Genomic DNA, 25,513 nt, shown 5'->3' with positions numbered 1-25,513 from the left:
AGATAACGTTGACACGTGCAGGATCCACTCGGCGACCTGGCCGGCGTCCCGGCCGCCCGCGACCGGCTGGACGAGACGGAGCTGGACCTCATCGACCGCGCCCGGCAGGCCGGCGCGGCCTGGCAGCAGATCGCCGAGGCGCTCGGACTCGGCAGTCGGCAGGCCGCCGAACAGCGTCACCAGCGGCTGGCCGCCCGCCGCCGGGCGCGGCGAGCCGAGTCCGACCGGCGCTGGCCGCACGAGGTCGCCGCGCTCCGCGCCCTGCTCAGCGGGTTACAGCGCTGGATAGCGACCGATCGCCGCTGGGACGGCCGCTTCCGTGGGGCCGCACTGACCCGACACACCACGGCGCTGGCGCTTCAGGCCGCGCCCGGCGCCCTGTACGACCTCGCCGGGCACGTCGCCGCCGACCTGCACCGCGCCGCCCACCGGCTGCCGACCCCGGTACGCACCATCGCCCGACACCTCGACGCCGCGCTGTCAACACACCGTTGACGCGGCTCCGCGATATTGCCTCTGGCCAACTCAAGGGTCGAGGCTGTGAGTCACTTCGACTCAACCCTGGAGCGGCATGTGCGGCGCAACGCGATCCTGTTCGTGACGATCTCCGTACTCTCCGGTTGCGGCGGCAGCGCCATGGCCCTGGTCACCGGGATCTGGATCCTCGATCTGACCCGCTCCAGCAGCCTCGCCGCGCTCGCCGGACTCTGCGTGTACGCCCCCACCCTCGTCGGTCCCTGGTGCGGCGTCCTGGTCGACCGGCTCCCCCGCCGACCGCTCGTCATCGCGGTCAACCTGATCCTGGCCGCCGTCCTGCCGACCCTGCTGGCCGTCCGCGGACCCGGTCAGGTGTGGCTCCTGTTCTGCGTCTCCACGGTGTACGGCGTCGCGTACGTACTGGTCGACGCCAGCGAGAGCGCCCTGCTCCCGGCCGCCCTGTCACCCGACGAACTGGGCCACGTCAACGGTTGGCGGTCCAGCGCCCAGGAGGGCGTCAAACTCGTCGCTCCGCTGGCCGGTGCCGGTCTGTACGCATGGCAGGGCGGCCACCTCGTCGCGTTGCTCGCCGCCGCGCTGCCCGCCCTGGCCGCCGTCCTGTATGCACTGCTCCGGCTGCGGCACCCGGCACGGACCGTCGCGTCCCGGCCTACCGGTGTCCGCGCCGGCCACGCCGTCGTGTGGGCGTCGCCGTCGACACGGCTGCCGGTGATCCTCGCGGGCGTGGCGATCGCCGCGTCCGGTTTCACCACCGCCGCCGGGTACGCCGTCGTCACCGACGAGTTGGGCCTGCCGGCGACGTTCCTCGGTGTGCTGCTCAGCACGCAGGGCCTCGGCTCGGTCGCCGGAGGGCTGGTCTCCGGTCGGCTGATCGCCCGGTTCGGAGCGACCACTGTGGCCGCCCTCGGCACGGCGCTGTTCGCGGTGAGTTGCCTGGGCCGCTGCCTGCCCTGGTGGCCGGCGGTGGTCGCCGCCTCGGTGGTGGCCGGCGGCGGCCTGCCGTGGGCTGTCGTCGCCGCCGTCACCGCCGTGCAGATGCACAGTCCCGACGAGCTGTTGGGTCGCGCCGCCGCGACCGCCAACACGATCATGTTCGGACCGATCGCGGCGGCGATCCCGCTCGGCTCCGCCGCCGTCCTGCTGGGCGGGCGGCCACCGTTGGTCCTCGCCGCCGTCGTCTGCCTCGTCGCCGCCGCCATGGTGCGGCGCCGGCTCACTGTGGCGCGGCCACCGGTTCCCCGTCGGGGCAGCAGACCGTCAGTGCGGCGGGTACGGCCTTGACCTTCAGGCGCTTCGTCCGCGACCGGGCACCGCCATCCAGTTCGTACGTCTTCGCCTCGGCGAAGCGGACCCTGACCTTGCGCCCCCGGGTGATCCGGACGAACTTCGCGTCCTCGGACCGGCCGGTGGCCATCTTGCCCAGCGTGCGCGCCCAGTCGGCGGCACCGCTGGCGGTGGAGACACCGATCTCCAGCGAGCCGCTGTCCGGACGGGCATCGTCGAAGGCGGGGATGCCACCGGTGATCGTGCCGACGTTGCCGAACAACACGCAGCTCGCGTCCCCCTCGAACCACAGGTCCCCGTCGACGGTGACCCGGGTCCGGGTCAGTTCCCCCCGGACGTGGCGCAGGCCGGTCCAGACGTACGCGAGCCGACCGAGGCGTCCCTTCATGTCCCGGTCCGCCTCCCGGATCAGGTCGCCGTCGAATCCGGCGCCGGCCATCACCGCGAAGTGCTCCCCGTTGAGCCGCCCCAGGTCGAGGCGGCACCGTCGGCCGTGCAGGCCGATGCGGACCGCCTCCGGGAGGTCCTCGGGGATGTCGAGGTTGCCGGCGAAGAGGTTGGCGGTCCCGGCCGGCAGGATCGCCATCGGGGTCCGGGTGCCGGCGAGGGTGTCGGCGCACCGCTGCACCATCCCGTCGCCGCCCCACACGAAGATCAGCTCGGCGCCCCGGTCGAGGGCCTTGCGCACCTTCTTCGGTGCCTTGCGGCTCTTGGGCACCTCGTACCAGAGCAGGTCCCGCACTCCCGCGCCGACCAACGCGGCGCGCAGCTCGTCCAGGCCGCCGCCCAGCGTCTTCTTCCGATGCGCCACCACCGCCACCGTGCCGACCGCCAGGTCGGGCGCCGGCGGCCGGTCCGGATCCACCACCACACTCGCGCTCATGGCCGCCGCAATACCCCGCCGTCCGGAAATCCACGCCTGGCCCCGACCGTTCGCGGGACACCACATGCGGAACCACGATGCCGCCTCGCGCGGGCGGGAGCTGACGTACCGGAGCGCGGGCACACGCCCGGTGTGGTCGTGTGCCCGCGCTCCGGTGACCGGTTACAGCGTGCGGGCGAGACGGTCGGCGAGGATCCGGGCGAACCGGGACGGGTCCGCCAGGTCGCCGCCCTCGGCGAGCAGGGCCGTGCCGTACAGCAGCTCGGCGGTCTCGGCCAGGGCCGTCTCGGCGTCGCCCTGCTCGTGGGCCTTGCGCAGGCCGGTGACGAGCGGATGGCCCGGGTTCAGCTCCAGGATGCGCTTGACCTTGGGCACCTCGTGGCCCATCGCCCGGTACATCTTCTCCAGCGTCGGGGTCAGATCCTGGGCGTCACCGACCACGCAGGCCGGTGAGGTGGTCAGCCGCGAGGAGAGGCGGACCTCCTTCACCGACTCGGCAAGCACCCCGCCCATCCAGTCGAGCAGGGCGGCGTACTCGGTGCGCTGCCGCTCCCGCTCGGCCTCGGCCTCGGTGCGCTCCTCCTCGGTGTCCAGGTCGACCTGGCCCTTGGCGACCGAGCGCAGCGTCCTGCCGTCGTAGCTGCCGACCCGCTCCACCCAGACCTCGTCGACCGGGTCGGTGAGCAGCAGCACCTCGTAGCCCTTGGCCCGGAACGCCTCCATGTGCGGGGAGTTCTCGATGGTGGCTCGGTGCTCGCCGGTGGCGTAGTAGATGTCGGTCTGGCCGTCCTTCATCCGGCTGACGTAGCCGGCCAGGTCGGTCTGCTCCGCCGGATCGTTCGTGGACGCGACCGAGAGGATCTCCAGCAGGGTGTCCCGGTTGTCGGTGTCGTCGACCAGCCCCTCCTTCACCGCCGCGCCGAACTCGGTCCAGAAGGTGCGGTACCGCTCGGGCTGCCCGGTCTTGAGGTCCTTGACGGTGGACAGCACCTTCTTGACCAGGCGGCGGCGCACCGCGCGGATCTGGCGGTCCTGCTGGAGGATCTCCCGGGAGATGTTCAGGCTCAGGTCGTGCGCGTCCACCACGCCCTTGACGAAGCGCAGGTAGTTGGGCATCAGCGCGTCGCAGTCGTCCATGATGAACACGCGCTTGACATAGAGCTGCACGCCCCGACGGCCCTGCGCGGCGAAGAGGTCCAGCGGCGCGTGTGACGGGATGAACAGCAGCGCGTCGTACTCGAAGGTGCCCTCGCCCCGCATGTGGATGGTTTCGAGGGGGTCCGCCCAGTCGTGACCGATGTGCTTGTAGAACTCGTGGTACTCGGCCGGCTCGACCTCGGTGCGCGGTCGGGCCCACAGCGCCTTCATCGAGTTCAGCGTGACCGTCTCGGTGGTGGCGGGGGCGTCGTCCGCGCCGGGCCGCTCGACGGTCATCCGGATCGGGTGGGCGATGAAGTCGGAGTACCGCTTGACGATCTCGCGGACGGTCCACTCGGCGGTGTAGTCGTGCAGGTTGTCGTCGGTGTCGACGGGCTTGAGGTGCAGCGTCACCGCGGTGCCCTGGGGCGCGTCGTCGAGCGCCGCGACGGTGTACGTGCCACCGCCGTCGGACTCCCAGCGGGTGCCGCCGCTCTCGCCGGCCCGCCGGGTCACCAGCTCGACCTTCTCCGCCACCATGAAGGCGGCGTAGAAGCCCACGCCGAACTGGCCGATCAGGTCCTGCGACGCCCCGGCGTCCTTGCTCTCGCGCAACTGGCGCAGCAACTCGGCGGTGCCGGACTTGGCGATCGTCCCGATGACGGAGACGACCTCGTCACGGGTCATGCCGATGCCGTTGTCCCGGACGGTGAGGGTGCGGGCGTCCCGGTCGACGTCGAGGGCGATGTGCAGGTCGCCGGTGTCGACGTCGAGGTCCTTGTCGACCATCGACGCCAGGCGCAGCTTGTCCAGCGCGTCCGAGGCGTTGGAGATCAACTCGCGCAGGAAGACGTCCTTGTTCGAGTAGATCGAGTGGACCATCAACTGGAGCAGTTGACGCGCCTCGGCCTGGAACTCCAAGGTCTCGGTCCGGTCGTTCACGCCGTGTCCTCTCTCGGTCGTACGCATGACGGGTCGCACAAAGGATACGAGCCGTCATGACGTACGCGCGTCCGGTGGCCACCCGAACCGCCGGACGCCGTCGGCCCGCCCCGGGGACGTCCCCGGGGCGGGCCGACGAGCGGAGGAGGATCAGCGTCGGCGACCGTACGCCCCGGCGACGATCGACACACCGACCGCGGCGAACGCCACCTGGATGAACAGCTCGATCCAGTCGATGCCGGCGGTGTCGTCCACGCCCAGCAGTCCGGCCACCACCGTGCCGAGGATCGCGGCCACGATACCGATCAAGATCGTCAAGAGGATCGGGATCCGCTGCCGGCCCGGCACCACGAGCCGGCCGAGCGCGCCGATGACCAGACCGATGATGATGGCCATGAAGAAACCGGTGATTTCCACGAGAGCCGTCCCTTCGCGCTTTTGGTGTGCCGACGTGGTGCCCCTACCGCCGTGTCGGTCAAACGCCGCCGCCCGGGGACTGCGGTGTTTGTCACGCAACCGTCACGAAGCCGTGGAACTCCCGTCATCGAGGGCTGACGAGCACCGCGTAGTCGGCGGAGGTGAGGGGGGCCGCCGAGAGCGACCCGTCGGCCCGGGGCACCCGCAGCGGGGTGCCGTCACCGTCCAGGAAGATCACCGCCGACACGTCGGGGCGGGCGCTGAGGGTGCTGACGATCTGCCCGTACGCGAGCAGTTCGTCGCTGCGGCCGGTGTCGGCACCGGCCGGGGCGACCGTCACCCGGGCCTGCCCGTCGACGAGTTGCACCACGGCGGTGCTCAGCGCCCCGGGCAGCGCGCTGCCGACGCCGTCGTCCCGCTCCCCCGGCGTCGGCCCGGCCAGCAGGTCCCGGAGCTGCTCGTCGGGGGTGGGCGCCTGGTCGGCCCGGCGGGTCACCGGCACCAGCCGGTCGTCGCGCGAGAAGTAGAGCAGCTCGGTGAGGGCCCCGGTCTCCGCCGCGGTGGGGGCGGCCGTCGCGGTGTACGGGAACGGGCCCGGCGGCGGCGTCACCGTCCGGGGCTGGTCCTCGGCGGGCACCCCGCACGCGGCGACCAGGGTCAGCAGGAGGGCGACCGCGATCCGCCCGGCGGTACGCCTCATCCGAAGCTGCCCGGCAGCGTGATCCGGAACCGGGCGCCGCCCTCGGGGCGGTCGCTGACCGTGGCGTCACCGCCGTGCGCGGCGGCGTGCTGGGCCACCAGCGCGAGCCCCAGGCCGGTGCCGTCGCCGCCACCACGGAAGTTGGCCGCCCGGCCGCGCACGAAGCGGTCGAAGATCGCCTTCCGGTCCTCCATCGGCACCCCCGGTCCCTCGTCGTCGACCTCCACCACACCGGTGTCCCCGTCGCGGGACAGCCGCACCGCCACCGGGCCGGCGCCGTAACGCTCGGCGTTGTCGAGCAGGTTGGTCAACACCTGCGCGACGCGTCGCCGGTCCACCTGCCAGGTGTCCGGGGTGTCCGGACCGAGGCGCACCATCGACTCGGGCAGGTCGCGGTCCCGGCACGCCTGCCGGGCCAGCGCGCCGACGTCGACCGGCTCGCGGTGTGTCGGCTGGTCACTGCGCGCCAGGTCGAGCAGGTCGTTGACGAGCTGCTGGAACCGGACGATCTCGTCGGCCACCAGCCGGGCCGCCGTGGTGGTCCGCTCGTCCTGGTTCTCCCGCCGCTTGCTGAGCACGCTGGCGGCCGCCGCGAGCGTCTGCAACGGCGAACGCAGCTCGTGGCTGACGTCGGCGGCGAACCGCCGGTCCCGGTCGATGCGACGGGCCAACTCGTCCACCATCCGGTTGAACGAGGTGGAGAGCCGGGTCAGGTCCGGGTCGGTGTCCGGGGCGAGCCGGGTGGTGAAGTCACCCGCGGCGATCCGCTCGGCGGCGTCGGCGACGGCGGTGAGCGGACGCAGCCCGTGCCGGGTGGCGTACCAGCCGAGCGCCGCACCGGACCCGGCCACCACGATCGCGACGGCGGTGAGCGCCAACGCGAGCACCTGGAAGGTCTGGTCCAACTCCCGCAGCGAGACGATCTCGTAGAACGCCGCCGAGTCCGACAGTGGCACGCCCACCAGCACCACCGGCTGGTCGGCGACCCGGACCCGTTGCACGGCGGGCTCACCGGCCATCACCAGATCCTGCAACCGCTGCGGGATCGCGGGCGTGGTGCCGGTGTCGGCCCGCCGGCCGTACCACTCGCCGTTGAAGTACAGCACCGCCCGCCGGCTGGTGCCGGTGTCCAGCGCGCGCAGCGCCTCCGCCACGTCCGGCTCGTCGGTGGCCAGGCCCGCCCGGACCACCTCCGCGTCGTAGTACGCCGCCCGCAGCACGGTGCGTTCCCGCTCGTCGAGCAGGGTCCGGCGGGTCAGCTCGTACGACACCAGGGCCATCGAGGCGGACAGCGACAGCGCGCCGACGGCGAACGCGGCGGTGACCCGGGCGCGCAGACCGAGACGGGGTCTCATCTCTGTAGCTTGTAGCCGAGCCCGCGCAGCGTCACCAGGTGCCGGGGGTTGGCCGGATCGATCTCGATCTTCTGGCGGAGTCGACCCACGTGCACGTCGACGAGCCGCTCGTCGCCGGTGTCGTAGCCCCACACCCGGCTGAGCAACTGCTGCCGGGAGAGCACCCGCCCGGCGTGTTCGGCCAGCTCACAGAGGAGCCGGAACTCGGTGCGGGTGACCGCGACCGGGGTACCGGACCGGCGTACCTCCCCCGCCTCCGGGCTGACCTCCAGTTCGCCGAAGGCGAGCACCGGCACCGACGCCTCCACCGGGGCCACCGTGCGGGCCCGGCGGCGCAGGGCCCGCAGCCGGGCGGTCAGTTCCTTGATCGCCACCGGCTTGACGACGTAGTCGTCGGCACCGGCCTCCAACGCGGCGACGATGTCATGGGTGTCGTCGCGGGCGCTGACCACCACGATCGGCACGTCGTCGTCGCGACGGAGCTGACGGATGCCCTCGAAGCCGTCGATGCCGGGCAGCATCAGGTCGACCAGGACGTAGTCGGCCGGGTCCCGGCGCTGCGAGCGCAGCCCCTCCTCGGCGGTGGCCGCGCCCCGGGCCTCGTAGCCCTCGTCCTCCAAGGCGAGCAGCAGCGCCAACCGGATCCGGTCGTCGTCCTCGATCACCAGTACCGCTGTCATACCGGCATCATCCCCAAGCCCTGGCCGGGCGGCCAACCGCCATCGACCTGCGCGGCTTTTGTCACGCAACTGTCATACGTCCGCGCGGTGCCCGCCAAGCCCGCTGGGCAGGGTGAGAACCGGCCTCGGGTTATCAGGAAGGGGGCTCTCGACGTGACCACGCCACGACGCCCCGAATGCGCGGTGCCGCTGGTCGAGGTGGCCATCACCGAGTTCGACCTGGCCTGCCTGCCGGAGACCGGCGCGGTCTTCGACCAGTTGCTGGCCCTACGGCCGCAGCAGGTCGTGATCGACCTGGCCGGTTGCCGGCACATCGACGCCGCCGCCATCGGCCTGCTGCTCGACCTGCACCGACGGATGCTGCGCCTCGGCGGGGTCCTGGCGGTACGCAACCCCAACCCCCGCATCACGCGCATCCTGCAGACCGCCCGGCTGGACCGGATCCTGCCGGTGCACGGCGCGACCGGGACGTCGCCGGAGCTGGTCGACGACGCCGGTACACCGCCCGGCACCACACCGGCCGCACCCGGTGTGGTGCCGCCCCGGCAGCCCGGGGCCGCGCCGCAGCCGGCCGGGTACGGCCGGGCGGCCGTGACCGTACGCACCTGACCCACCGCCGCCGACGCACGACATCGCGAGTACGAGGAGCAGCATGACCATCGCCGGGATCGCCGCGGCCCTAGTCGTCGGTCTCGTCGTCGGTGCCGTGGGCCGGCTCGTCGTCCCCGGCCGTCCCGCCGTGCCGCTGTGGCTCACGATGACCATCGGCGCGGTCATCGCACTGCTCGGCGCGATCAGTGCCTGGCTGGCCGGCCTCCGTGGATTCAGCCTGTTGGGGCTGGTCGCGCAGGCCGGTCTCGCCGCGGTCGGTGTGGTGATCGTGGTCGCCACCGCCGGCAAGGAACGTTCCGACTCCCTCTGAGAAGTCCGTACGGCGAAGGCGCACCGCACCGACGCCCCCCGAGTCCGTGTCCCGGCCGCACGGCTGCGGCACCGGAGAGGAAGCAGAATGACCGTCGTACCGGACGACAACCTGATGACCCTGATCTGCGACGTCTGCGGTGACACCACCACCGGCACCGCGTGTGTGCTGCCCGACGCGGAGGTGGTCTGGACGCTGGTGTCGGATCACGGGTGGAGCGGCTCCCCGTTCGCCACCGGTCCGCACCGCTGCCCCCGGTGCAGTGCCCTGCCGGCCGGGCCGGCGCCGCGCGCCGACCGTACGCCGATCGGTGTGGGCGGCGCCGACGAGACGCCGGTGGTCGCCGTCGGCGACGGGACCACGGCCGGTCCCGAGGACGCGTTGCGGGTCGCGCTGCGGCAGGCGGTCGACGTGCACGGCACGGTCGTGGTGAACCTGGACGGGGTGCAGGTCATCGACTCCGCCGGACTCGGCCTGCTGGTGCGGGCCCACCGGGAGGTACGCGAGCGGGGCGGGCGGTTGTGCCTGGCCGCGCCGTCGCGGTTCATCCGCACGGTGCTGCACACCATGAAGCTCGACGGGGTGTTCCCGATCTTCGAGAGTCTCGACGAGGCCGTGGCGCAGTTGCGGCAGGCCGCGCTGACGGCGACCGAGGTCGAGGCCGGTGCGGTGGCGCAGCGCCGACCCGCCGGTCACGTCACGGTCTGATCCCGCGCCACCACCACGGTCACCCTGGGCGACGCCCTGACGTCCTCCGGTGGCCGGTCGGCGGCCACCCGAGGACGTACGGTCAGGAGGCGGCGGAGAACCCGCCCCGACGGCGCAGCCGGCCGATCCAGCCCTGCGCGGTGTGCCGGGGCACCCCGTAGTGCTCGGCCACCGCGGTGACCGTGCCGGTGCGGTTGAAGACCTCGACGACGTCCTCCGGCATCCGCCGGTAGACCCGCCCCTTCGGCACCGCCGCCTCGGTCCGGCGTCGCGTCGTGCCGGAGCCGGCGCGGTTGGCGCCGGAGCGCACGGACCGGTTGCCGGTGGCCGGGGTGAAGGCCTGCTCGGTGGCGGTGACCTCGGTGGGCGACTCGACGACGGAGGCGGGAGTCACGGGCGCGCCGCCGGCCGGGAACAGCGCGCGTAGTAAGAGATTCAGGTCGAAGGAGGGAAGCGTCGGCGCCGAGATGCCGCTGCCGGCGCGCATCACGAGTTCGACCACGCGCGGCGTGGAATCGTCGATGTCGACACAGATAACGGTCTCCGTGTCGGCACCCTCGGCCCGGATCGTGATTGTGTAGTCACTCATCGCCACCCTCCGCTGTTCGTCACATCACACTGCACACTCCGGCAGTGTGGTGGTTGAACGCTTCACACCAGATTAGCGGATTGAGCGGCCTACTCACAGAAGCGACCCGGCATATGACGATATCACCGTCGGTAGTTAACAACTGCTTCACGCCCCCTCCGGCCCGGTGAAGCCGTCCGGAGTGAAGCGTCCGGGCAATGACTTGAGCCCGTTCACGAAGTTGCTTTCCAGTCGGACGGCGGGTCCGGTCGCCTCGAAGCGAGCCAGGTGCGGCACCAGTTCCCGCAGCATCGCCTGCGCCTCCAACCGGGCCAGATGGGCGCCCAGACAGAAGTGCGGCCCCATGCCGAACGACAGGTGTGGGTTGGGATTCCGGTCCAACCGCAGGGCGTCCGGGTCGTCGAAGACGGCACCGTCGCGGTTGGCCGAGACGTACCAGAGCACGACCTTGTCGCCCTCGGCGACGGCCCGACCGCACAACTCGGTGTCCTCAGTGGCGGTACGCCGGAACTGCATGATCGGCGTCACCCACCGCAACAGCTCCTCCGTCGCGGTCGGTAACAGCGACATGTCCCTCGCCAGCCGGTCCCGTTGTGCCGGAGCGGCCAGCAGTGCCGACACACCACCGGAGATGAGGTGTCGGGTCGTCTCGTTGCCGGCCACCACGAGCAGCAGCCAGAAGCTACAGAACTCGCGGTCGGTCAGACGTCGACCGTCCACCTCGCTGGTCGCCAGCAGGGTCATCAGATCGTCCCGCGGCGACCGACGCCGCTCACCCGCCACCGAGAGGGCGTACTGGAACGCCTCGACGAACGTCGTGCGGTACGCCTCCACGTCCCCGCCGCCGTACTCCGGGTCGTCGAAGCCGACCAGGTTGTTGCTCCACCGGTAGAGCAGGTGCCGGTCCTCGCGCGGCAGCCCGAGCAGGTCGGCGAGGACCAGCAGGGGCAGCTCGGCGGCGAGGTCGGCGACCACGTCGCACTCGTCCGCGGCGACCGCGCGCCGGACCAGGTCGTGCGCGTGCGCGGCGACACTGTCGTGCAGCGCCCGCACCGCCCGTGGGGTGAACACCGAGGTGACCAGCCGGCGGATCCGCGAGTGCTGCGGCGCGTCCATGTTGACCAGGAGCTGACGGGCCTGCTCCAGGTCGGCGGGGGTACGCGGATCGGGCAGGAACGCGCCCTTGCGGCCCGAGGAGAACAGCTCCGGTGCCCGGGACGCGGCGACCACCGCCTCGTGACTGGTGGCCGCCCAGAAGCCCGACCCCTGGCTGAGCATCCGGCCACCGCCGCCGCGCCGCCACAGTGCCGGCTCGGGCACCCAGGACACCGGTTCCTCGCGGCGCATCCGGGCGAACTCGGTGTGCGGCACACCGGTGCCGTACGTGGCCGGGTGCGCCACGTCCGGACGCTGCGCCACCGGGCTCACGAGCGTCCCGCCGCGGTCTGTGGGCGCAGCAGCTCACGCAGCACGTCGTGACGCAGTTTGCCGGTGCCGTCGCGCGGCAGCTCGGCGACGAACCGCCACCGGCGGGGCACCTTGAACCCGGCCAGCGACCGGCGGCAGAACGCCTCCAGCACCTGGGGGGCGGCGGCCGGGTCGAGCCGGTGCGGGTCGAGTTCGACGACCGCCACCACCCGCTCGCCGTACTCGTCGTCGGGTTCCCCGGTCACCGCCGCGTCCCGGACCGCCGGGTGTTCCTGGAGCACCGCCTGCACCTCGGCCGGGTAGATGTTCACCCCACCGGAGATGATCAGGTCGCGGGCCCGCCCGGTCAGATAGAGGTAGCCCTCCTCGTCCAGGTGACCGGTCTCGCCGTAGGTGAAGACGCCGGGACCCAGATGCGCGTCACGGGTCTTCTCCGGGGCGTTGTGGTATTCGAACGTCTTCCCGGCCCGGCGCACGAAGACCCGGCCCGGGCGGCCGGGCGGCAGCACCGCTCCATCCGGGTCGAGGATGACCACCTCGTTGGGCGGCACCGCCCGGCCGACGCTGCCCGGTCGGCGCAGCCACTGCTCGGCGTCGATGAGCGTGACCACCCCCGCCTCGGTCGCCGCGTAGTACTCGACCACCACCGGCCCCCACCACTCGATCATCCGTCGTTTCACCTCGACCGGGCAGGGCCCGCCGCCGTGCCACACCACCCGCAGGCTGCGCACGTCGGCGGCGGCCCGGACCGCGTCGTCCAGCCGCAGCAACCGGACGAACTGGGTCGGCACCAGATGGCAGGCGGTGATCCGGTGCGCGGCCACCGCGGCCAGGAACGCCTGCGGGTCGAAACGCTCGTGCAACACCAGTCGGCTGCCGCGCAGCAGCGGCAGCAGCGCGAAGAACAGTTGCGCCGAGTGGTACCAAGGACCGACCAGCAGCACCGCGCCGCGCGCCGGCACGTGCAGGGCGTGCCCGGCGTACGCCAGCAGCCGCTCCACCCGCCCGAACGGCGCCTCGGCGCGGAACAGTCCGTTGCGCACCCCCTTGGGCGCGCCGGTGGTGCCCGAGGTGTAGAGCATGGTGGAGCCGCAGACCTGCTCCGGCGGCTCGTCGGCGGCGAGCCCCGCCAGCCTCGGCTCGACCGCGACCGCGTCGCCGACGTCGCGCTCCCCCGTCACGAGCTGCCGTACCCGCACGGCGGCGGTCCGCACCGCCTGGTCCACCACGGACGCGTAGGCCGGCTCGGTCAGCACCAGTCGGCTCTCCGAGTCCGCCAACAGGTACGCGATCTCCGGCGCGGTCAGGTGCCAGTTGACCGGCACCACCGTCACCCCGGTGTGCAGGGCGGCCAGCAGCGCCTCGATCGTCTCCCGCCGGTTGCCGCAGACCACCGCCATGGTGTCGCCGACCCGCAGCCCCTCGGCGCGCAGCAACCGGATCCACCGGTTGACCCGCGCGTCCAGGTCGGGCCAGTCCAGCTCACCGTCGGCGTCGGACAGCGCCGGCTCGCCGGTGGCCCCGGCCAGGTCCCTCAGCAGTACGGCCATCGCGTCCCTCCGGCTCAGTCCAGCAGGTCCGGCTGGGCCCGCACGATGTCGGCGTACAGCGGCCGGAAGTTCAGCCGGGCGATCCCCGGGGTGCCGATGACGCGCCGCGTCTCGGCGGCCTCGTCCGGGCCGATCAGGATCGGTCGGCCCGCCGCCTCGGCCAGCAACTGCACCTGCGCGCTGCGGTCCATGGCGATGAACCACCAGGCTGCCTCCGCCACCGAGCCGCCGACGGTCAGCAGCCCGTGGTTGCGCAGCACCACCGCCTTGGTGTCGCCGAGCGCGTCGGCGATCCGCTTGCCCTCCTCGTCGGCGAGCACCACACCGGTGTAGTCGCCGAACACCGTGTGGTCCTGGTAGAAGGCGCAGGCGTCCTGGGTGATCGGATCCAGCGGCCGGCCCAACGCCGACCAGGCCCGCCCGTGGGTGGAGTGGGTGTGCGCGGCGGCAACCACGTCGGGACGCGCGGCGTGCACGTGGGAGTGGATGACGTACCCGGCCGGGTTGATCCGCCCGGTGCCCTGAAGCACCTCCCCGCCCGCGTCCACCAGCAGCAGGTCGCTGACCCGGACGTGTCCGAAGTGCATCGCGAACGGGTTGATCCAGAACCGGTCCGGGTGCTCCGGGTCCCGGGCCGTGACGTGGCCCCCGGCGCCCTCGTCGAACCCGTACCGGGCGAAGAGCCGGCAGGTCGCCGCCAGTTGCCGCTGCCGACGCAGGCGCTCCTCGGCCGGCGTACGTCCGGTCATCCGCAGCCTCCCGCGGTGTCGGTGTCGAAGGCGGCACCGGCCAGCACCGCCGCCGGCACGGCGGGACTCGCCTCCGCCGTGGGGGTGGTCTCCGGTCGCCACTCGGACAGGAAGTGGTCCACCCGGTCCAGTCCCCAGAACCGGTGCCGACCGAAGCGCAGGTACGGGATGCCGAAGATGTCGTCGTCGTACGCGGCGGCCAGGCAGTCGACGCCCTCGGCGCGCAGCGTCTCGTCCTGCGGGGCGTGCTGTGCGGCCACCGGGTCGACCCCCGCCTCGGCGGCGGCGCGGGCGACCACCTCCGGGGTACAGATGTCCTCGCCGCGCTCCCAGCGGGCCGCCACCAGCGCGTCGTAGAAGGGCACCGCCCGCCCCTCGCGGCGGGCCAGCAGCCAGGCCAGGTGCGGCAGGTCCCACCACGGGTCCACGTCGATCGGCCAGGCCATCGGCAGGCCGGCCCGCTGCGCCAGCCGCTTGGTGTCCACCAGCAGGTAGCGGTGCTTGGCCCGGCTCATCTGCACGTAGTGCAGCTCGGCGCCCCGCTCGGCCAGCGCCGCGGTGGTCTTCTCGTCCGGGTCCCAGTACGGGTACCAGTCGACCTGCGCGAACAGGTCCGGCACCGCGACGCGCAGCCGGTGCACCGCCAGCCAGCTATACGGGCTGCGGAAGGAGAAGTACAGCCGAGGCCGCCGTTTCACGCCACACCCCCGGCCAGCGCGCGCAGCACCTCGTCGTCGAACTCGGCCAGGTCGCCGGCGTTCGGTCCGGCGCTGATCGCGTATCCGTGCAGGATGCTCGCGGTCGCGGTGTGCACCAGCCGTTCGCCGCGCCGGACGTAGCAGTCCATCCGCGCGTCGAACATGACCCCGCGCAGCACGTCGGTGACGGTCAGGACGGTGTGCACGTCCTCCTCCATCCGGGCCGCCTCGACCATCCGGACCCGGGCCCGGGACACCACCGGGATCCAGGCGCGCTCGCGGACCAGTCGACCCACCGAGATGCCCCGGGCGGCCAGGAAGCGGTCCACCACCTCCTCCAGCGCCCGCACGTAGCCGGAGTGCTGCACCCGGTCGGAGAAGTGGCAGTAGAAGTAGGGGGCCCGCCAGCTCCACAGGAACGAGCGGGAGCCGACCGGGGTGAGCACGTCGGCGACCGTCTCGCCGGGGCGGATCGGCCGGTGGTCGGGGCGGGCCACCGTCGCGGCGGCACCCAGGGTCGGCACGACCAGGTCCGCCAGGTGGGCGGGGGCGGGCGCGGAGGCGGTGGCGGCGGGTTCGACGACCAGCGCCACCCGGACCTTGCCGCGCAGCACCACCTGCTCGCGGTCGTCGCGGGCCACCGTCATCCGCACCGTCAGCCGACCGGCGGACTCCCCGGTGACCTCCACCCGCACCTCGTCGTCGACCTCCAGCACCGCCGGTAACTGCACCGAACAGTCGACGATCTCGACACCGAGGCCGAACTCGTGGAAGAGGTCACGGGCACCGGGTCCGCGCTCGCGCAGCCACTGCAGCACCGCCTCCTCGACCAGATAGATGAAGTGCTTGAAGCCGATCCAGGTGCGGATGTTGGCCCCCTCGTACCGGGGCCGCCCGACCAGGACGGTCAGCGGGGCGGTGGGCGCACTGGTCATGGTGGCTGCTCCTGTCGTCAGGGACGTACCGTCACCCGGTTCGCCTCACCGACGAACCGGGCGGCCTGCTCCGCGACCTCGTCGGCGTGGCGGACGTGGCAGAAGTGGTCGTAGTGCTCGTGCACCAGCAGGGTGGCCCGGGGCATGTCCCGGCCCAGCGTGGCGGCGGCGGCCGGGGACAGCGTCGGGTCGGCCCCGCCGGCCAGGATCAACGTCGGGGTGTCCACCGTGGTCAACGCCAGCCCGCCACTGTTGACGAACTGGTCGAACACGGTGAGGAAGCCGGCCGGACCGATCCGGTCGATGGCCTTGGCGAACATCGCGTCGAGCAACCCGGCGTCCAACTTGCGCAGTCGCGCCCCGACGCGCAGCCGCAGCCCGTCGCGGACGTGCCGGTCGAAGGTGCGCCGGGCCCGGTCGAAGACCTGCCAGGTGATCGGCTGTTCGGGCGGGCAGTACAGCGGGCAGATCAGCACCGTCGCGCGAGCCGCCGGTCGGCCGGCGGCCAGCAGTTCCAGCGTCGCGTTCGCGCCGAAGGAGTGCGCGACGACGGTGTCCGCCGGTCGGGGCAGCTCGGCCAGCCCGGCGGCGAGCCACTGTGCCGGGCTGCCCTGACGACGCCAGCGGTAGTCGTTGCCGGCCCGCCACGGCAGGTCCAGGGCGATCACGTGCCAGCGGGGGTCGAAGGCGCGGGCGAGCGGTCGCCACGACTCCCAGGAGTCCTCCAGGCCGTGGGCGAGCACCACCAGGTCTCCCCCGGGTGCGCCGGGGGTCAGCTCGTGCAGCGCCGGGGCCGGGGTCATCGTCCGGCTCCGGGGGCGGCGGCGAGGAGCAGTTCGCGTACGCCGTCGGTGTCGTCGCCGCAGGCGACCGCGACCGGGCCGGACGCTCCGGCGTCCAGCAGCGTCGCGGCCAGCGCCAGGTTCACCACGCCGGCCGCGCCGTAGCAGTCCCCCCAGCGGGCCGCCGGGTCGAAACCGCCCGGCCCGATCCGGCGGTACGCGGCCCGCCCGTCGGACCCCCCGAGCAGGGGACCGGTGCCGGGTACGGCGGTGGTGGTGAGCACCAGGCAGGCGGCACCGGCGCGCAGCGGGAAAGCCGGGCGACCCGCCTGGTGCAGTTCGGTGGCCACCTCGTCGGCCGGTTCGGCACCCACCACCAGCACCCGATCGGCCCGTCCGGCCCGCAGCAGCAGCATCGCCGCGCGGACCGCGTCCAGACCGGCGGTGGCGCCGGAGCAGACCATCAGGTTCGCCGCGCCGAGCCCGAACCAGAGCGCCACGGTGCTGGCCACCACGTTGCTGGACGCGTTCGGGGCGGCGAGTGGGCTGACCGCGCGACCGCCCTCGGCGTGCACGGTGCGGGCCAGGTCGGCGACGGTGGCGACGTTGCCGAGGTTGCCGGCGACCACCACCGCGGTCCGGTGGTCGACGCCGTCGGTCGGGTGGCGGCCGGGCGGCAGGCCGAGCGCGCGGTGCACGGCGCAGAGCGCCAACCGGGTGGCGGGTTCCTTGTAGAGCAGTCCCTTGCGGCCCAGGACCAGATGGGCGCGGTCGGCGGGTACCGCGTCGGCCAGGGCGGTGGTCAGCCGCGACGCCGACGCGCCGGACCACGCGGCCAGGTCGGCGGCGAGACCGGTCGCCTCGGGCAGGTGCAGGCTCCACCCGGCCATCCGCACGGTCACCGGGGCGGTGGTGGACCGGGTCGGGGCGGGGGCGGTCAGTGGGCCGGTCACGGGGCCTCCACCAGGGTGACGGCGTTGACGCCGCCGAAGCCGAACGCGTCGGACTGGACCAGCCGGGCGGTGTGCCCGGTCGCCTCGGTGGCGAACCGCAGGCCGGCGCCCTCGGGCAGCGGGCGACGCAACCCCACCACCGGCGGCACCCGGCGTTGACTCAGGCAGCGGCGTGCCACGTCGAGGTTGACCAGCGCGGCGGCCCCGGAGGTGTGCCCGGTGGCCCCCTTGACGGCGGTCACCAGCGGGTTCGCGCCGCCGCTGACCAGCACCTGCCGCAGCGCCTCGCACTCGGCCGGGTCGTTGAGGGCGGTGCCGGTGCCGTGCGCCACGACCAGGTCGACCTCGGCCGGCTCCCGCCCGGCGCGGGTCAGCGCGTCGCACATCGCGCGGGTGATCCCGGCCACCGACGGGGCGGTCTCGTGGTGGGCGTCGCAGGACAGCCCGGTGGCGACCACCCGGGCCAGTGCGGGTCGAGGGTCGTCGTCGGGCACCAGCACGACCGCGGCGGCGCCGTCGCCGAGCAGGACGCCCTGCCGGTCGGCGTCGAAGGGCCGGACCGTCTCGGTGGGATGGTCGACGACGCGGCCGATCATCGCCAGCATCGACTCGGTGGTCGCGTCGACGCCGCAGACCAGCACCGCGTCGGCGTCGCCGAGCATGAGCAGGTCCTCGGCGAGGGCCAGGACGTGGCCTCCGGCGCTGCACGCGTTGCTGACGGTCACCACCTCCCGCAGGCCGGGCACGGCCGCGTGCACCGCGTCGCCGAAGTGCAGCCGGTGGGCGGCGAACGCGTCACCGCCGGTGGCGTACGCCTCCACCGCGGCCAGTTCCCGCAGGCCGGTGCCGACCAGGGCGACCACGCGGCGGCGGCGGGGGTCGAGCGCACCGGCGGCGACCGCCCGTGCGGCGCACTCGGCCACCCAGCGGCTGGCCGCGAAGGCCCGCTCGGCGCCGTCGTCGATGTGGTAGCCGTGGGCCACGTTGAGCGCGGCCGGTGCGCCGTGGCGCAGCGGACCGATCCCGCTGGTCCCGGCGAGCAGGCCGGCGAAGGTCCGGTCCCCGTCGCCGAGGCAGGTGCGCAGCTCGCTAGCGGTCAGACGCGCCGGCACCCGGCCACCCCCTGACGATGGCGGCAGCGGTGCCGCCGTCCGGGCTGCGTGAGGTGATCAGCGCCAGTCGCGGCGTGTCGCCGGTCGGTGCGGTGGCGAGGAAGGTGGCCAGCGCGAGCCCGCCGGTGGCCGCGTCGCAGCGCCCGAACAGGCGGCTGGCCCGGATCCGGGTCGGCACCTGGCCGAGCGCCGCGCAGGCCGGGTCGAACTCGTCGGTGTCGTCCTCGGCGGTCTCGCCGGTCAGCACGCAGTCCACCTCGGCCGGGTCGACGCCGGCCCGGCGGACCGCCCGGGAGACGCACCCGGTCAACGCCCGGTCGGCGGCCGGGCCGCCACCCGGGCCGTACGCGGTGGCCAACGCGAGCACCTCAGCCTCCCGGCGCACGCCGGCCCAGGCGGGCCGCTCGGCGCGGGTGAGCACGAAGACCACTGCCGCCTCCCCGGTCGGCACCGGCTGCTCGGGGCGCCCGGTCAGCCAGGTGGTCCAGGCCCGGTGCGGGCTGAACTCCTCCACCGCACCGACCAGCATCGCGTCCACGTAGCCCCGGGCGATGGCGTTGCTGCCGTAGCGCAGCGCGTCGAGGAAGGCCAGCGAGCCGGTCGCCACCGTGGCGTTGACCCCGCGCAGGCCGTGCCGGATGGCGGCCTGCCCGGCCGCGCAGTTCATCACCGTGTTGGGGAACAGCACCGGGTTGACCAGGTACGGCTTCTCCTGGACCAGCGTCTCCCGGGTGTAGTCGCTGGTGGAGCGGAAGCTGCCCAGCGAGGTGCCGAGCACCAGGCCGAGCCGGGCGCGGTTGGTGTCGTCCACCTCCACGCCCGCGTCGCGCAGCGCGTCGCCGCACGCCACCACGGACAGCGCGGTGGCCCGGTCGTAGAAGCTGGTGCCCTTGCGGCCCAGGTGGCTGCGGACGTCGAAGTCGACCAGCGCGTGTCCGGTCGGGGTGGGCAACGGCTCCTCGCTCAGCGTGGTCACGTCGACCGGTTCGGCCCGCGGCGGCTCGCCCGCTCCGCCGGCCGGGACGCCCGCCGCGACGGCGGCCAGGCGTTCGGTCAGCGCGGTACGGCCCACCCCGGCCGGGCTGACCGCGCTCCATCCGGTGACCACGACCCCGTTCATTCGACGGCTCCGATCAGGACGATGGCGTTGTTGCCGCCGAAGGCGAACCCGTTGTTCTGCACCACCCGGACCCCGGCCCGCCGGGCGGTGTTCGGCACCGGGTCCAGCCCGGCGAGGGCCGGGTCCGGATTGGCCCAGTTGATCGTGGGTGGCAGGAAACCGTGCGCGATGGCGAGCGTCCCGGCGATGGCTCCGAAGCCGCTCGCCGCGCCCATGGTGTGCCCGATCATCGACTTGATCGAGCTGACCGGGGGCACCCGGTCACCGAAGACGTCGAAGATGGCCTGGGCCTCCACCGAGTCGTTGGCCGGGGTGCCGGTGCCGTGGGCGCAGATGTAGTCCACGTCGGCCGGTTTGACCGAGGCGTTGCGGTGCGCGGCGCGCATGCAGGCCGCGATGCTGCCCCGGTCCGGTGCGACGGGGTGGTTGGCGTCGCAGTTGACGCCGTACCCGAGGACCTCGGCGTAGATCCGTGCGCCCCGGGCACGGGCGTGGTCGAGGGTCTCCAGCATCAGGATCGCCCCGCCCTCGCCGGTGAGGATGCCGGAACGGTCCCGGTCGAACGGCGAGCAGGCGTCGGCGGTGAGCGCGCCCAGCCGGTAGAAGCCGGCGTGCGCCCAGCGGCAGACCGAGTCCGCGCCACCGGCGAACATCACCTCCGCCTCGCCGGTGGCCAGCATGTCGTACGCGTAGCCGATCGCGTAGTTGCTGGCCGAGCAGGCGGTGGCCAGGGTGAGCGACTCCCCCGCCAGGTCGAGTTCGGTGCTCACCGCGTGGGCGAGCCGACCCGCCGGCACCTGCCGCAGCAGGTCCGGGTCCATGCCCTCGAAGCCGGACTCGACCTGTTGGGCGGTCACCGCCTCGACCACCACCGACTCGCCGCTGGTGGTGCCGACCACCACCCCGGCCCGTTCCGGCGCGACCGCCGACGGGTCCAGGCCGGAGTCGGCCAGGGCCAGTCGTGCGGCGGCGGCCGCGAACTGCGCGGACCGCCCCCACCGCGCCACGTCGATCCGGTCCAGCAGCGCCTCCGGGCGGAACCCGGGAACCTCCCCGGCGTTGCGGTGGGGGAAGCCGCTGGCGTCGAAGCTGCGGATCGGTGAGATCCCGGACCGGCCCGCGCGCAGGCCGTCGGTGAACGCGGAGACGCCGATCCCGATGCTGGACACCGGGCCGAGCCCGGTCACCACGACCCGGTTCATGCTCAGGCCTGGTCGGCTGAGTGACGCACCACCGCGTCGTAGACCGCTTTGAGGTTGTTGAGCTGCGGCAACTCCGACTGCGGAATCTCGATCTTGAACTTCTTGTCGATCCGCGCCAGGATCTCGATCGCCCGCAGCGAGTCGGCCTCGTAGTCCTCGGCGAAGTCGCCGGTCTCGGTGAGCTCCTCCGGCTCGAGCTCCAGCACCTCCGCCACGATCTCGCGAAGTTCGGCCATGCGGGGGTCGGTCTGCGTCATGACAGGTCAGCCTTTCCAGCGGAGGTTTGACGAAGCCGGCGGCACCCCGGGCGGGGACGAGTCCCGACCGGTGGGGACGCCGACGGTTCCCGAGGTGGCGGTCTCGGCGCCGGCCGGGGCCGTGAGCGCCGTACGCGGGCGTCGGGCCGCCATCAGCGTCCCGACGCGGGCGATGCGGCGGTCGCCGACGTACGTCTCGCCGGTGGCGAAGGCGGTGTCGGCGATCACCCGTTCCAGGTGGACCACGTGACGCAGCACGTCGCCGGGGTAGGCGACGCCGTCGAAGGTGAAGTCGCGGGCCCCGACGAACATCAGCACGTGCTCGTCGCCGACCGGGGTGTTCGACCCGGTGAGCCAGAGCAGGGCGGCGGTCTGCCCGAGCGACTCCACCAGCAGCGACGCCGGATAGGCGTAGTCGCCCGGCGGCGCGTCGTCGGTCAGGGCCCGGTAGCAGGGCTCGGTGGCGGTGACCGTCTTGACCGCCTCGATCCGGTCGCCGGGCGCGAGCCCCAGCACCCGGTCGACGAGCAGCAGCGGGTAACGCTGCGGCAGGAGTGCCCGGACCTGGTGGTGCCCGAGCCCTCCCCCGGTGACGGTGGGCGAACCCGACGGGTCGGGCCCGGTCGGCTCGACGACGTCGCCGCCGTCGAAGCGGGCCCGCATCGTCACGGTCACGGTGCCGTCGTCACGGCGGCCGGAGGCGGTCACCGCCCACCGGTCGGGTCCGTCGGCGACGGCCTTGATGTCCAGGGTCAACCGGTCCGGCGGCAGCAGCGGCGCCAGGAACCGCACGGCCTGGACCGCGCGCGTCCGCAGCCGGGGCCGACCGGCACCGCGCAGGGCGATGTCGACCGCCTGCGCGAGGGCCTCCAGGACGAACACGCCGGGGAAGACCGGGAAGCCGGGGAAGTGACCGCACAGGTTCGGGTCGTCCGGGCGGACCGGCACCGCGGCGATCACCTCGACGTGCTCGCCGACGGCGGTGACCTGGAGGTCGTCGACGGCGGCCAGCGGGGCGGCACCGGGCGGGCAGCGGCGGGTGGTGGTGACGGTGGGGGTGCTCACAACGTGATCCCCCCGTCGACCTGGAACACCTGGCCGGTGATGTATCCGGCGCGCGGCGAGCAGAGGAACTCCACCAGGTCGGCGACGTCCTCGGCGCGGCCGAAGCGGCGCAGGGCGATCTGACCGAGTGCCTGTTCGCGGAGTTTGCCGGAGAGCGCGTCGGTCATGTCGGTCTCGATGAAGCCGGGGGCGACCACGTTGACCCGGATGTCGTACCGGGCCACCTCCTTGGCCAGCGAGCGGCTCAGGCCGATGATGCCGGCCTTGCTGGCGGCGTACGCGGTCTGGCCGGTGTTGCCGTACACGCCGGCCACCGAGGACATGTTGACCACCACTCCGGCCCGACGCTTCATGAAGCGGAAGGTCATCGCCCGGCAGAGGTTCCAGGTGCCGGTCAGGTTGGTCGAGAGCACCGCCGACCAGTCCGCCTCGGTGGCGAGCACCAGCGGGCTGTCCCGGGTGATGCCGGCGTTGTTGACCAGACAGTCGATCGGCCCCAACGCCTCCTCGGCGGCGCCGACGAACGCCTCCACCGCAGCCAGGTCGGTCACGTCGCAGGGCGCGAAGTGCACCGGCACTCCGAACGCCGCGACCTCGGCCCGGGTCTTGGCCGCCGCCTCGCTGGCGCTGCTGTAGCAACCGGCCACCGCGTAGCCCTGTTCGGCGAGCCGCAGTGCCGTCGCGCGCCCGATGCCCCGCGAGACGCCGGTCACCAGAGCTCGAAGCTGAGTGGTCAAGCCAACCTCCCCTGTCGGACGACTGCCGACCGAACGCGATACAACACTCCACTGACGCGTATGTTGTATCTGTTCCGCGCCAACATACTGACCCACCGGCGACGGGGTCAGCAAGTGGTGTCGTATGTTTTTTTTGCCGTCTCGACGGGCACCAGACCGAGCTCGTCGAGCACCTGCTCGGTGTGCTGCCCGGGGGCCGGCGCACCGTGCCGCACCCGGGTCGGGGTACGCGAGAACTTCGCCGCCGGACCGACGATCGGAGCGGTGCTGCCGTCGCTGAGCAGAGTGGGTTGCAGCATCGCCCGCTGGGCCAGGTACGGATCGGCGGCCACCTCGGCCACGCTGCGCACCCGGGACACGGTCAGACCCCGCGCGACCAGCTCGGCGACCACGACGTCGGCCGGTCGCCCCCGACACCAGCCGGCCACCGCGGCGTCCACCTCGACACGGTTGGCCAGCCGGTCGGCCGCGCGGCCGAACCCGGGCGCACGGGCCAGCTCCGGGCGGTCCATCGCCTCGGCCAGTTCCCGCCAGTGCCGGTCCAGCGCGACGGCGAGGTAGATCTGCCCGTCGGCGCAGTCGTAGACGTTGGACGGCACCACGAAGTCGGTCTGGTTGCCCCACCTGTCGGGTGGACGCCCGGCGGCGGCGAGGGTGTGCAGGCCGGCGCTCCCGGCGAGCATGGCGTCGAACATCGCCACGTCCACGTGCTGCCCCTCGCCGGTGCGCGCGCGGTGCCAGAGGGCGGCCAGCGCGCCGATCGCCCCGTGCAGACCGGCCAGCTCGTCGGCGAGGAACGTCGGCGCCCGGACCGGGCCGGCGTCGGGCGGGCCGTTGAGCGCCATCCACCCGCTGGCCGCCTGCACGATCGGGTCGTAGGCCGCCTCGGTGCGCCGGTCGCCGTACTGGCCCCAGCCGGAGATCGAGACGAAGACCAGGTCGGGGCGGACGGCCCGGCACTGCGCCCAGCCCACCCCCCACCCGTCGAGCGTGCCGGGGCGGTAGTTCTCCACCACCACGTCGGCGGTGGCGACCAGCCGCAGGAAGGTCTCCCGGCCGGCCGTCTCGCGCAGGTCGAGCCCGGCGCTGCGTTTGTTGCGGTTGACCGTCTGCCGGAACCAGGACAGCCCGGTGCCCGGGATCCGGGGCGGCACCTCGCCGTCGCGTCCGTGCGGCAGCTCCACCCGGATCACGTCGGCACCCATGTCGGCGAGGATCGCGCTGGTCAGCGGGCCGGACCAGACCTTCGTCACGTCCAGCACCCGGATCCCGTCCAGCGGTCCGGCCAGGTCCTCGCGGGCCTCGCGATAGAAGTCCCCGGCCTCGCGGTACGACCCGTGCACCGCGCTCACGTCCGTTGCAGGATCGAGGCGGTGCCCAGCGCGCCACCGCAGCACATGGTGACCAGGGCCAGCTCCCGGTCGGTGCGTTCCAGCTCGTGCAGCGCGCTGACCAGCAGCCGGGTGCCGGAGGCCCCCAGCGGGTGACCGAGGGCGATCGCGCCGCCGTTGACGTTGACCCGTTCCGGGTCGGCGTCGTGTGCCGCCGTCCAGCCGAGCACCACCGCCGCGAACGCCTCGTTGACCTCGGCGACGTCGATGTCGGACAGCCGCATCCCGGCCCGGTCCAGGATCTTGCGGGTGGCCACCACCGGCCCCTCCAGCAGCAGGGCCGGATCGGAGCCGGTGACCACCTGGTGCAGCAGGCGTGCCCGGGGCCGCAGCCCGAGCGCGGCGGCCCGCTCGGCCGACATCCACAGGATCGCCGCCGCGCCGTCGGAGATCTGCGAGGTGCTGCCCGCGGTGTGCACGCCGCCCTCGACGGTGGGCTTGAGCGCGGCCAACCCGTCCGGGGTGCTCTCGCGCAGGCCCTGGTCCCGGGTCACCTCGACGGTGCCGCCGTCGGGGCCGGGGGCGCGGACCGCGACCACCTCGGCGTCGAAGCGGCCCTGTGCCCAGGCCGCCGCCGCACGTCGTTGCGACCGCAGCCCGTACGCGTCGGCGGCGGCCCGGTCGACGCCGTACTTGGCGGCGATCCGCTCCGCGCCGCCGAACTGCGCCCTGGGCGGGTCGTCCCACGGGTAGTCGTCGGTCTTGTAGTGGCCGGGGCCCTGGTAGAGGTTGGTGCCCACCGGCACCCGGGACATCGACTCCACCCCGCAGGCGATCCCCACGTCGATCGCCCCGGCGGTGATCAGCGCGGAGACCAGGTGGTTGGCCTGCTGCGCCGAGCCGCAGGACACGTCCACGGTGGTGCAGGCGACCTCCGGGTCCAGCCCGGTGCTCAGCCAGGCGTTGCGGGTCACGTTGAGACTCTGCTCGCCGACCTGGGTGACACAACCGCCGATGATCTGGTCCACCGCCGAGGCCGGCAGGTCGACCCGGTCGAGCACCTCCCGTTGCACGGTACGCAGCAGCTCGACCGCCTTGAGCCCGCGCAGCCACCCGTCCCGCCGACCGATCGGGGTACGCACCGCCGCGACGATCACCGCCTCCGCCACGACGCTCACTCCCCCCGCAACGACAGGGCGAGCTTCGGGCAGCCGCGTACCGCGGTCTCGACCTGCGGCACCTGCTCCACCGACGGCTGCTCGACCAGCACGTACATGAGGTCGTCATCCCGGATCTCGAACACCTCCGGGGCGCTGTCGGCGCAGACCCCGTGGCTGTCACAGCGGTCGTAGTCCACGACTATCCACATCGTCTTCTCCCACGCGTCGGGTTGGCCGGGGCACGCCCACGATAGATGACGCATGTAGGATTCGCCGACCAGAAACAACAGACACTTGCGCGAGAGAAGAAACGTCGCAT

The 25,513-nt window shown here is 73.2% G+C and carries 28 protein-coding genes; 5 read left to right on the top strand and 23 right to left on the bottom strand.

From position 1 onward, the window contains the following. The first annotated feature begins 15 nt into the window (after nt 1-15). Together ACQVFL_RS14300 and ACQVFL_RS14295 are read left to right on the top strand one after the other, a co-directional pair. Entirely contained in the window at nt 16-495 is a 480-nt protein-coding gene (locus tag ACQVFL_RS14300) for a hypothetical protein (RefSeq protein WP_431729583.1), read from the top strand. A gap of 78 nt (nt 496-573) precedes the next feature. Beyond that, the gene (locus ACQVFL_RS14295; RefSeq protein WP_431729830.1) at nt 574-1,779 is read left to right on the top strand and encodes an MFS transporter; all 1,206 of its coding nucleotides are present in this window, start codon (nt 574-576) and stop codon (nt 1,777-1,779) included. Here the strand turns inward: ACQVFL_RS14295 and ACQVFL_RS14290 are convergent. The 6 genes from ACQVFL_RS14290 to ACQVFL_RS14265 all read right to left on the bottom strand — a co-directional run bounded on the left by ACQVFL_RS14290 (nt 1,712) and on the right by ACQVFL_RS14265 (nt 7,896). Further along, nucleotides 1,712-2,665: a diacylglycerol/lipid kinase family protein gene (locus tag ACQVFL_RS14290; RefSeq protein WP_431729582.1), complete on the bottom strand. Its 954-nt coding sequence runs from the start codon at nt 2,663-2,665 to the stop codon at nt 1,712-1,714. The genes ACQVFL_RS14295 and ACQVFL_RS14290 overlap by 68 nt on opposite strands. 162 nt (nt 2,666-2,827) lie before the next feature. Continuing rightward, nucleotides 2,828-4,771: a molecular chaperone HtpG gene (htpG, locus tag ACQVFL_RS14285; protein WP_431729581.1), complete on the bottom strand. Its 1,944-nt coding sequence runs from the start codon at nt 4,769-4,771 to the stop codon at nt 2,828-2,830. Nucleotides 4,772-4,894: 123 nt separating this feature from the next. Further along, entirely contained in the window at nt 4,895-5,161 is a 267-nt protein-coding gene (locus ACQVFL_RS14280) for a GlsB/YeaQ/YmgE family stress response membrane protein (protein ID WP_396697639.1), read from the bottom strand. A 124-nt stretch (nt 5,162-5,285) separates the two neighbouring features. Continuing rightward, nucleotides 5,286-5,861: a GerMN domain-containing protein gene (locus ACQVFL_RS14275; protein WP_396697637.1), complete on the bottom strand. Its 576-nt coding sequence runs from the start codon at nt 5,859-5,861 to the stop codon at nt 5,286-5,288. After that, complete coding sequence (locus tag ACQVFL_RS14270) at nt 5,858-7,216, bottom strand: sensor histidine kinase (protein WP_396697635.1); 1,359 nt, start codon at nt 7,214-7,216, stop codon at nt 5,858-5,860. The genes ACQVFL_RS14275 and ACQVFL_RS14270 overlap by 4 nt, the downstream gene beginning before the upstream one ends. Beyond that, nucleotides 7,213-7,896, bottom strand: a complete 684-nt coding sequence (locus ACQVFL_RS14265; protein WP_396697633.1) for a response regulator transcription factor — start codon at nt 7,894-7,896, stop codon at nt 7,213-7,215. Before ACQVFL_RS14265 ends, ACQVFL_RS14270 begins: the two co-directional genes overlap by 4 nt. Before the next feature lie 153 nt (nt 7,897-8,049). Between ACQVFL_RS14265 and ACQVFL_RS14260 the strand changes: the two genes are divergently transcribed. The 3 genes from ACQVFL_RS14260 (at nt 8,050) to ACQVFL_RS14250 (ending at nt 9,526) form a co-directional block, all read left to right on the top strand. After that, nucleotides 8,050-8,505, top strand: coding sequence for an STAS domain-containing protein (locus ACQVFL_RS14260; protein WP_396697631.1), 456 nt, complete (start codon nt 8,050-8,052; stop codon nt 8,503-8,505). A 43-nt stretch (nt 8,506-8,548) separates the two neighbouring features. Continuing rightward, complete coding sequence (locus tag ACQVFL_RS14255) at nt 8,549-8,818, top strand: GlsB/YeaQ/YmgE family stress response membrane protein (RefSeq protein WP_117227765.1); 270 nt, start codon at nt 8,549-8,551, stop codon at nt 8,816-8,818. An 87-nt stretch (nt 8,819-8,905) separates the two neighbouring features. Next, the gene (locus ACQVFL_RS14250) at nt 8,906-9,526 is read left to right on the top strand and encodes an STAS domain-containing protein (RefSeq protein WP_396697629.1); all 621 of its coding nucleotides are present in this window, start codon (nt 8,906-8,908) and stop codon (nt 9,524-9,526) included. An 82-nt stretch (nt 9,527-9,608) separates the two neighbouring features. On the opposite strand, the gene ACQVFL_RS14245 is transcribed toward ACQVFL_RS14250, so the two are convergent. The 17 genes from ACQVFL_RS14245 to ACQVFL_RS14165 all read right to left on the bottom strand — a co-directional run bounded on the left by ACQVFL_RS14245 (nt 9,609) and on the right by ACQVFL_RS14165 (nt 25,403). Next, a complete protein-coding gene (locus ACQVFL_RS14245) occupies nt 9,609-10,115 on the bottom strand; it encodes a hypothetical protein (RefSeq protein ID WP_396697627.1) in 507 nt (168 codons plus the stop codon). Nucleotides 10,116-10,262: 147 nt separating this feature from the next. Further along, on the bottom strand, nt 10,263-11,534 hold the full coding sequence (locus tag ACQVFL_RS14240) for a cytochrome P450 (protein WP_431729580.1): 1,272 nt from the start codon (nt 11,532-11,534) through the stop codon (nt 10,263-10,265). A 5-nt stretch (nt 11,535-11,539) separates the two neighbouring features. Further along, a complete protein-coding gene (locus ACQVFL_RS14235; RefSeq protein ID WP_431729579.1) occupies nt 11,540-13,093 on the bottom strand; it encodes an AMP-binding protein in 1,554 nt (517 codons plus the stop codon). A 14-nt stretch (nt 13,094-13,107) separates the two neighbouring features. Next, nucleotides 13,108-13,842: a class II aldolase/adducin family protein gene (locus tag ACQVFL_RS14230; RefSeq protein WP_396697621.1), complete on the bottom strand. Its 735-nt coding sequence runs from the start codon at nt 13,840-13,842 to the stop codon at nt 13,108-13,110. After that, a complete protein-coding gene (locus ACQVFL_RS14225; RefSeq protein WP_431729578.1) occupies nt 13,839-14,540 on the bottom strand; it encodes a 2-hydroxychromene-2-carboxylate isomerase in 702 nt (233 codons plus the stop codon). Before ACQVFL_RS14225 ends, ACQVFL_RS14230 begins: the two co-directional genes overlap by 4 nt. Next, nucleotides 14,537-15,475, bottom strand: a complete 939-nt coding sequence (locus ACQVFL_RS14220; protein ID WP_431729577.1) for a thioesterase family protein — start codon at nt 15,473-15,475, stop codon at nt 14,537-14,539. Before ACQVFL_RS14220 ends, ACQVFL_RS14225 begins: the two co-directional genes overlap by 4 nt. 17 nt (nt 15,476-15,492) lie before the next feature. Next, complete coding sequence (locus tag ACQVFL_RS14215; protein WP_431729576.1) at nt 15,493-16,278, bottom strand: alpha/beta fold hydrolase; 786 nt, start codon at nt 16,276-16,278, stop codon at nt 15,493-15,495. After that, nucleotides 16,275-17,210: a beta-ketoacyl synthase N-terminal-like domain-containing protein gene (locus ACQVFL_RS14210; RefSeq protein WP_431729575.1), complete on the bottom strand. Its 936-nt coding sequence runs from the start codon at nt 17,208-17,210 to the stop codon at nt 16,275-16,277. The genes ACQVFL_RS14215 and ACQVFL_RS14210 overlap by 4 nt, the downstream gene beginning before the upstream one ends. Next, nucleotides 17,207-18,322, bottom strand: coding sequence for a beta-ketoacyl synthase N-terminal-like domain-containing protein (locus ACQVFL_RS14205; protein ID WP_431729574.1), 1,116 nt, complete (start codon nt 18,320-18,322; stop codon nt 17,207-17,209). Before ACQVFL_RS14205 ends, ACQVFL_RS14210 begins: the two co-directional genes overlap by 4 nt. After that, complete coding sequence (locus ACQVFL_RS14200) at nt 18,300-19,442, bottom strand: beta-ketoacyl synthase N-terminal-like domain-containing protein (RefSeq protein ID WP_396697609.1); 1,143 nt, start codon at nt 19,440-19,442, stop codon at nt 18,300-18,302. The genes ACQVFL_RS14205 and ACQVFL_RS14200 overlap by 23 nt, the downstream gene beginning before the upstream one ends. After that, nucleotides 19,439-20,644 carry a beta-ketoacyl-[acyl-carrier-protein] synthase family protein gene (locus ACQVFL_RS14195; protein WP_396697607.1) on the bottom strand — a complete coding sequence of 402 codons (1,206 nt, stop codon included), beginning with the start codon at nt 20,642-20,644 and terminating at the stop codon, nt 19,439-19,441. Before ACQVFL_RS14195 ends, ACQVFL_RS14200 begins: the two co-directional genes overlap by 4 nt. Before the next feature lie 2 nt (nt 20,645-20,646). Continuing rightward, nucleotides 20,647-20,901 (bottom strand): acyl carrier protein, encoded by a 255-nt coding sequence (locus tag ACQVFL_RS14190; protein WP_117227778.1) that lies wholly within the window; start codon nt 20,899-20,901, stop codon nt 20,647-20,649. Between the two features lie 6 nt (nt 20,902-20,907). Further along, the gene (locus tag ACQVFL_RS14185) at nt 20,908-21,966 is read right to left on the bottom strand and encodes a 3-hydroxyacyl-ACP dehydratase FabZ family protein (RefSeq protein ID WP_396697605.1); all 1,059 of its coding nucleotides are present in this window, start codon (nt 21,964-21,966) and stop codon (nt 20,908-20,910) included. Continuing rightward, nucleotides 21,963-22,703 carry a 3-oxoacyl-[acyl-carrier-protein] reductase gene (gene fabG / locus ACQVFL_RS14180; RefSeq protein ID WP_431729573.1) on the bottom strand — a complete coding sequence of 247 codons (741 nt, stop codon included), beginning with the start codon at nt 22,701-22,703 and terminating at the stop codon, nt 21,963-21,965. Before fabG ends, ACQVFL_RS14185 begins: the two co-directional genes overlap by 4 nt. Nucleotides 22,704-22,810: 107 nt before the next feature. Then, entirely contained in the window at nt 22,811-24,055 is a 1,245-nt protein-coding gene (locus tag ACQVFL_RS14175) for a CaiB/BaiF CoA transferase family protein (protein WP_431729572.1), read from the bottom strand. Further along, nucleotides 24,052-25,203, bottom strand: a complete 1,152-nt coding sequence (locus ACQVFL_RS14170; protein WP_431729571.1) for a steroid 3-ketoacyl-CoA thiolase — start codon at nt 25,201-25,203, stop codon at nt 24,052-24,054. Before ACQVFL_RS14170 ends, ACQVFL_RS14175 begins: the two co-directional genes overlap by 4 nt. 5 nt (nt 25,204-25,208) lie before the next feature. Then, the gene (locus ACQVFL_RS14165) at nt 25,209-25,403 is read right to left on the bottom strand and encodes a ferredoxin (RefSeq protein WP_431729570.1); all 195 of its coding nucleotides are present in this window, start codon (nt 25,401-25,403) and stop codon (nt 25,209-25,211) included. Nucleotides 25,404-25,513 lie beyond the last annotated feature (110 nt).

The organism is Verrucosispora sp. TAA-831 (assembly GCF_050780145.1).
GTDB lineage: Bacteria > Actinomycetota > Actinomycetes > Mycobacteriales > Micromonosporaceae > Micromonospora.
The sequence above is the reverse complement of the archived record's forward strand: the minus strand, read 5'-3'. Positions and strand labels throughout refer to the sequence as shown.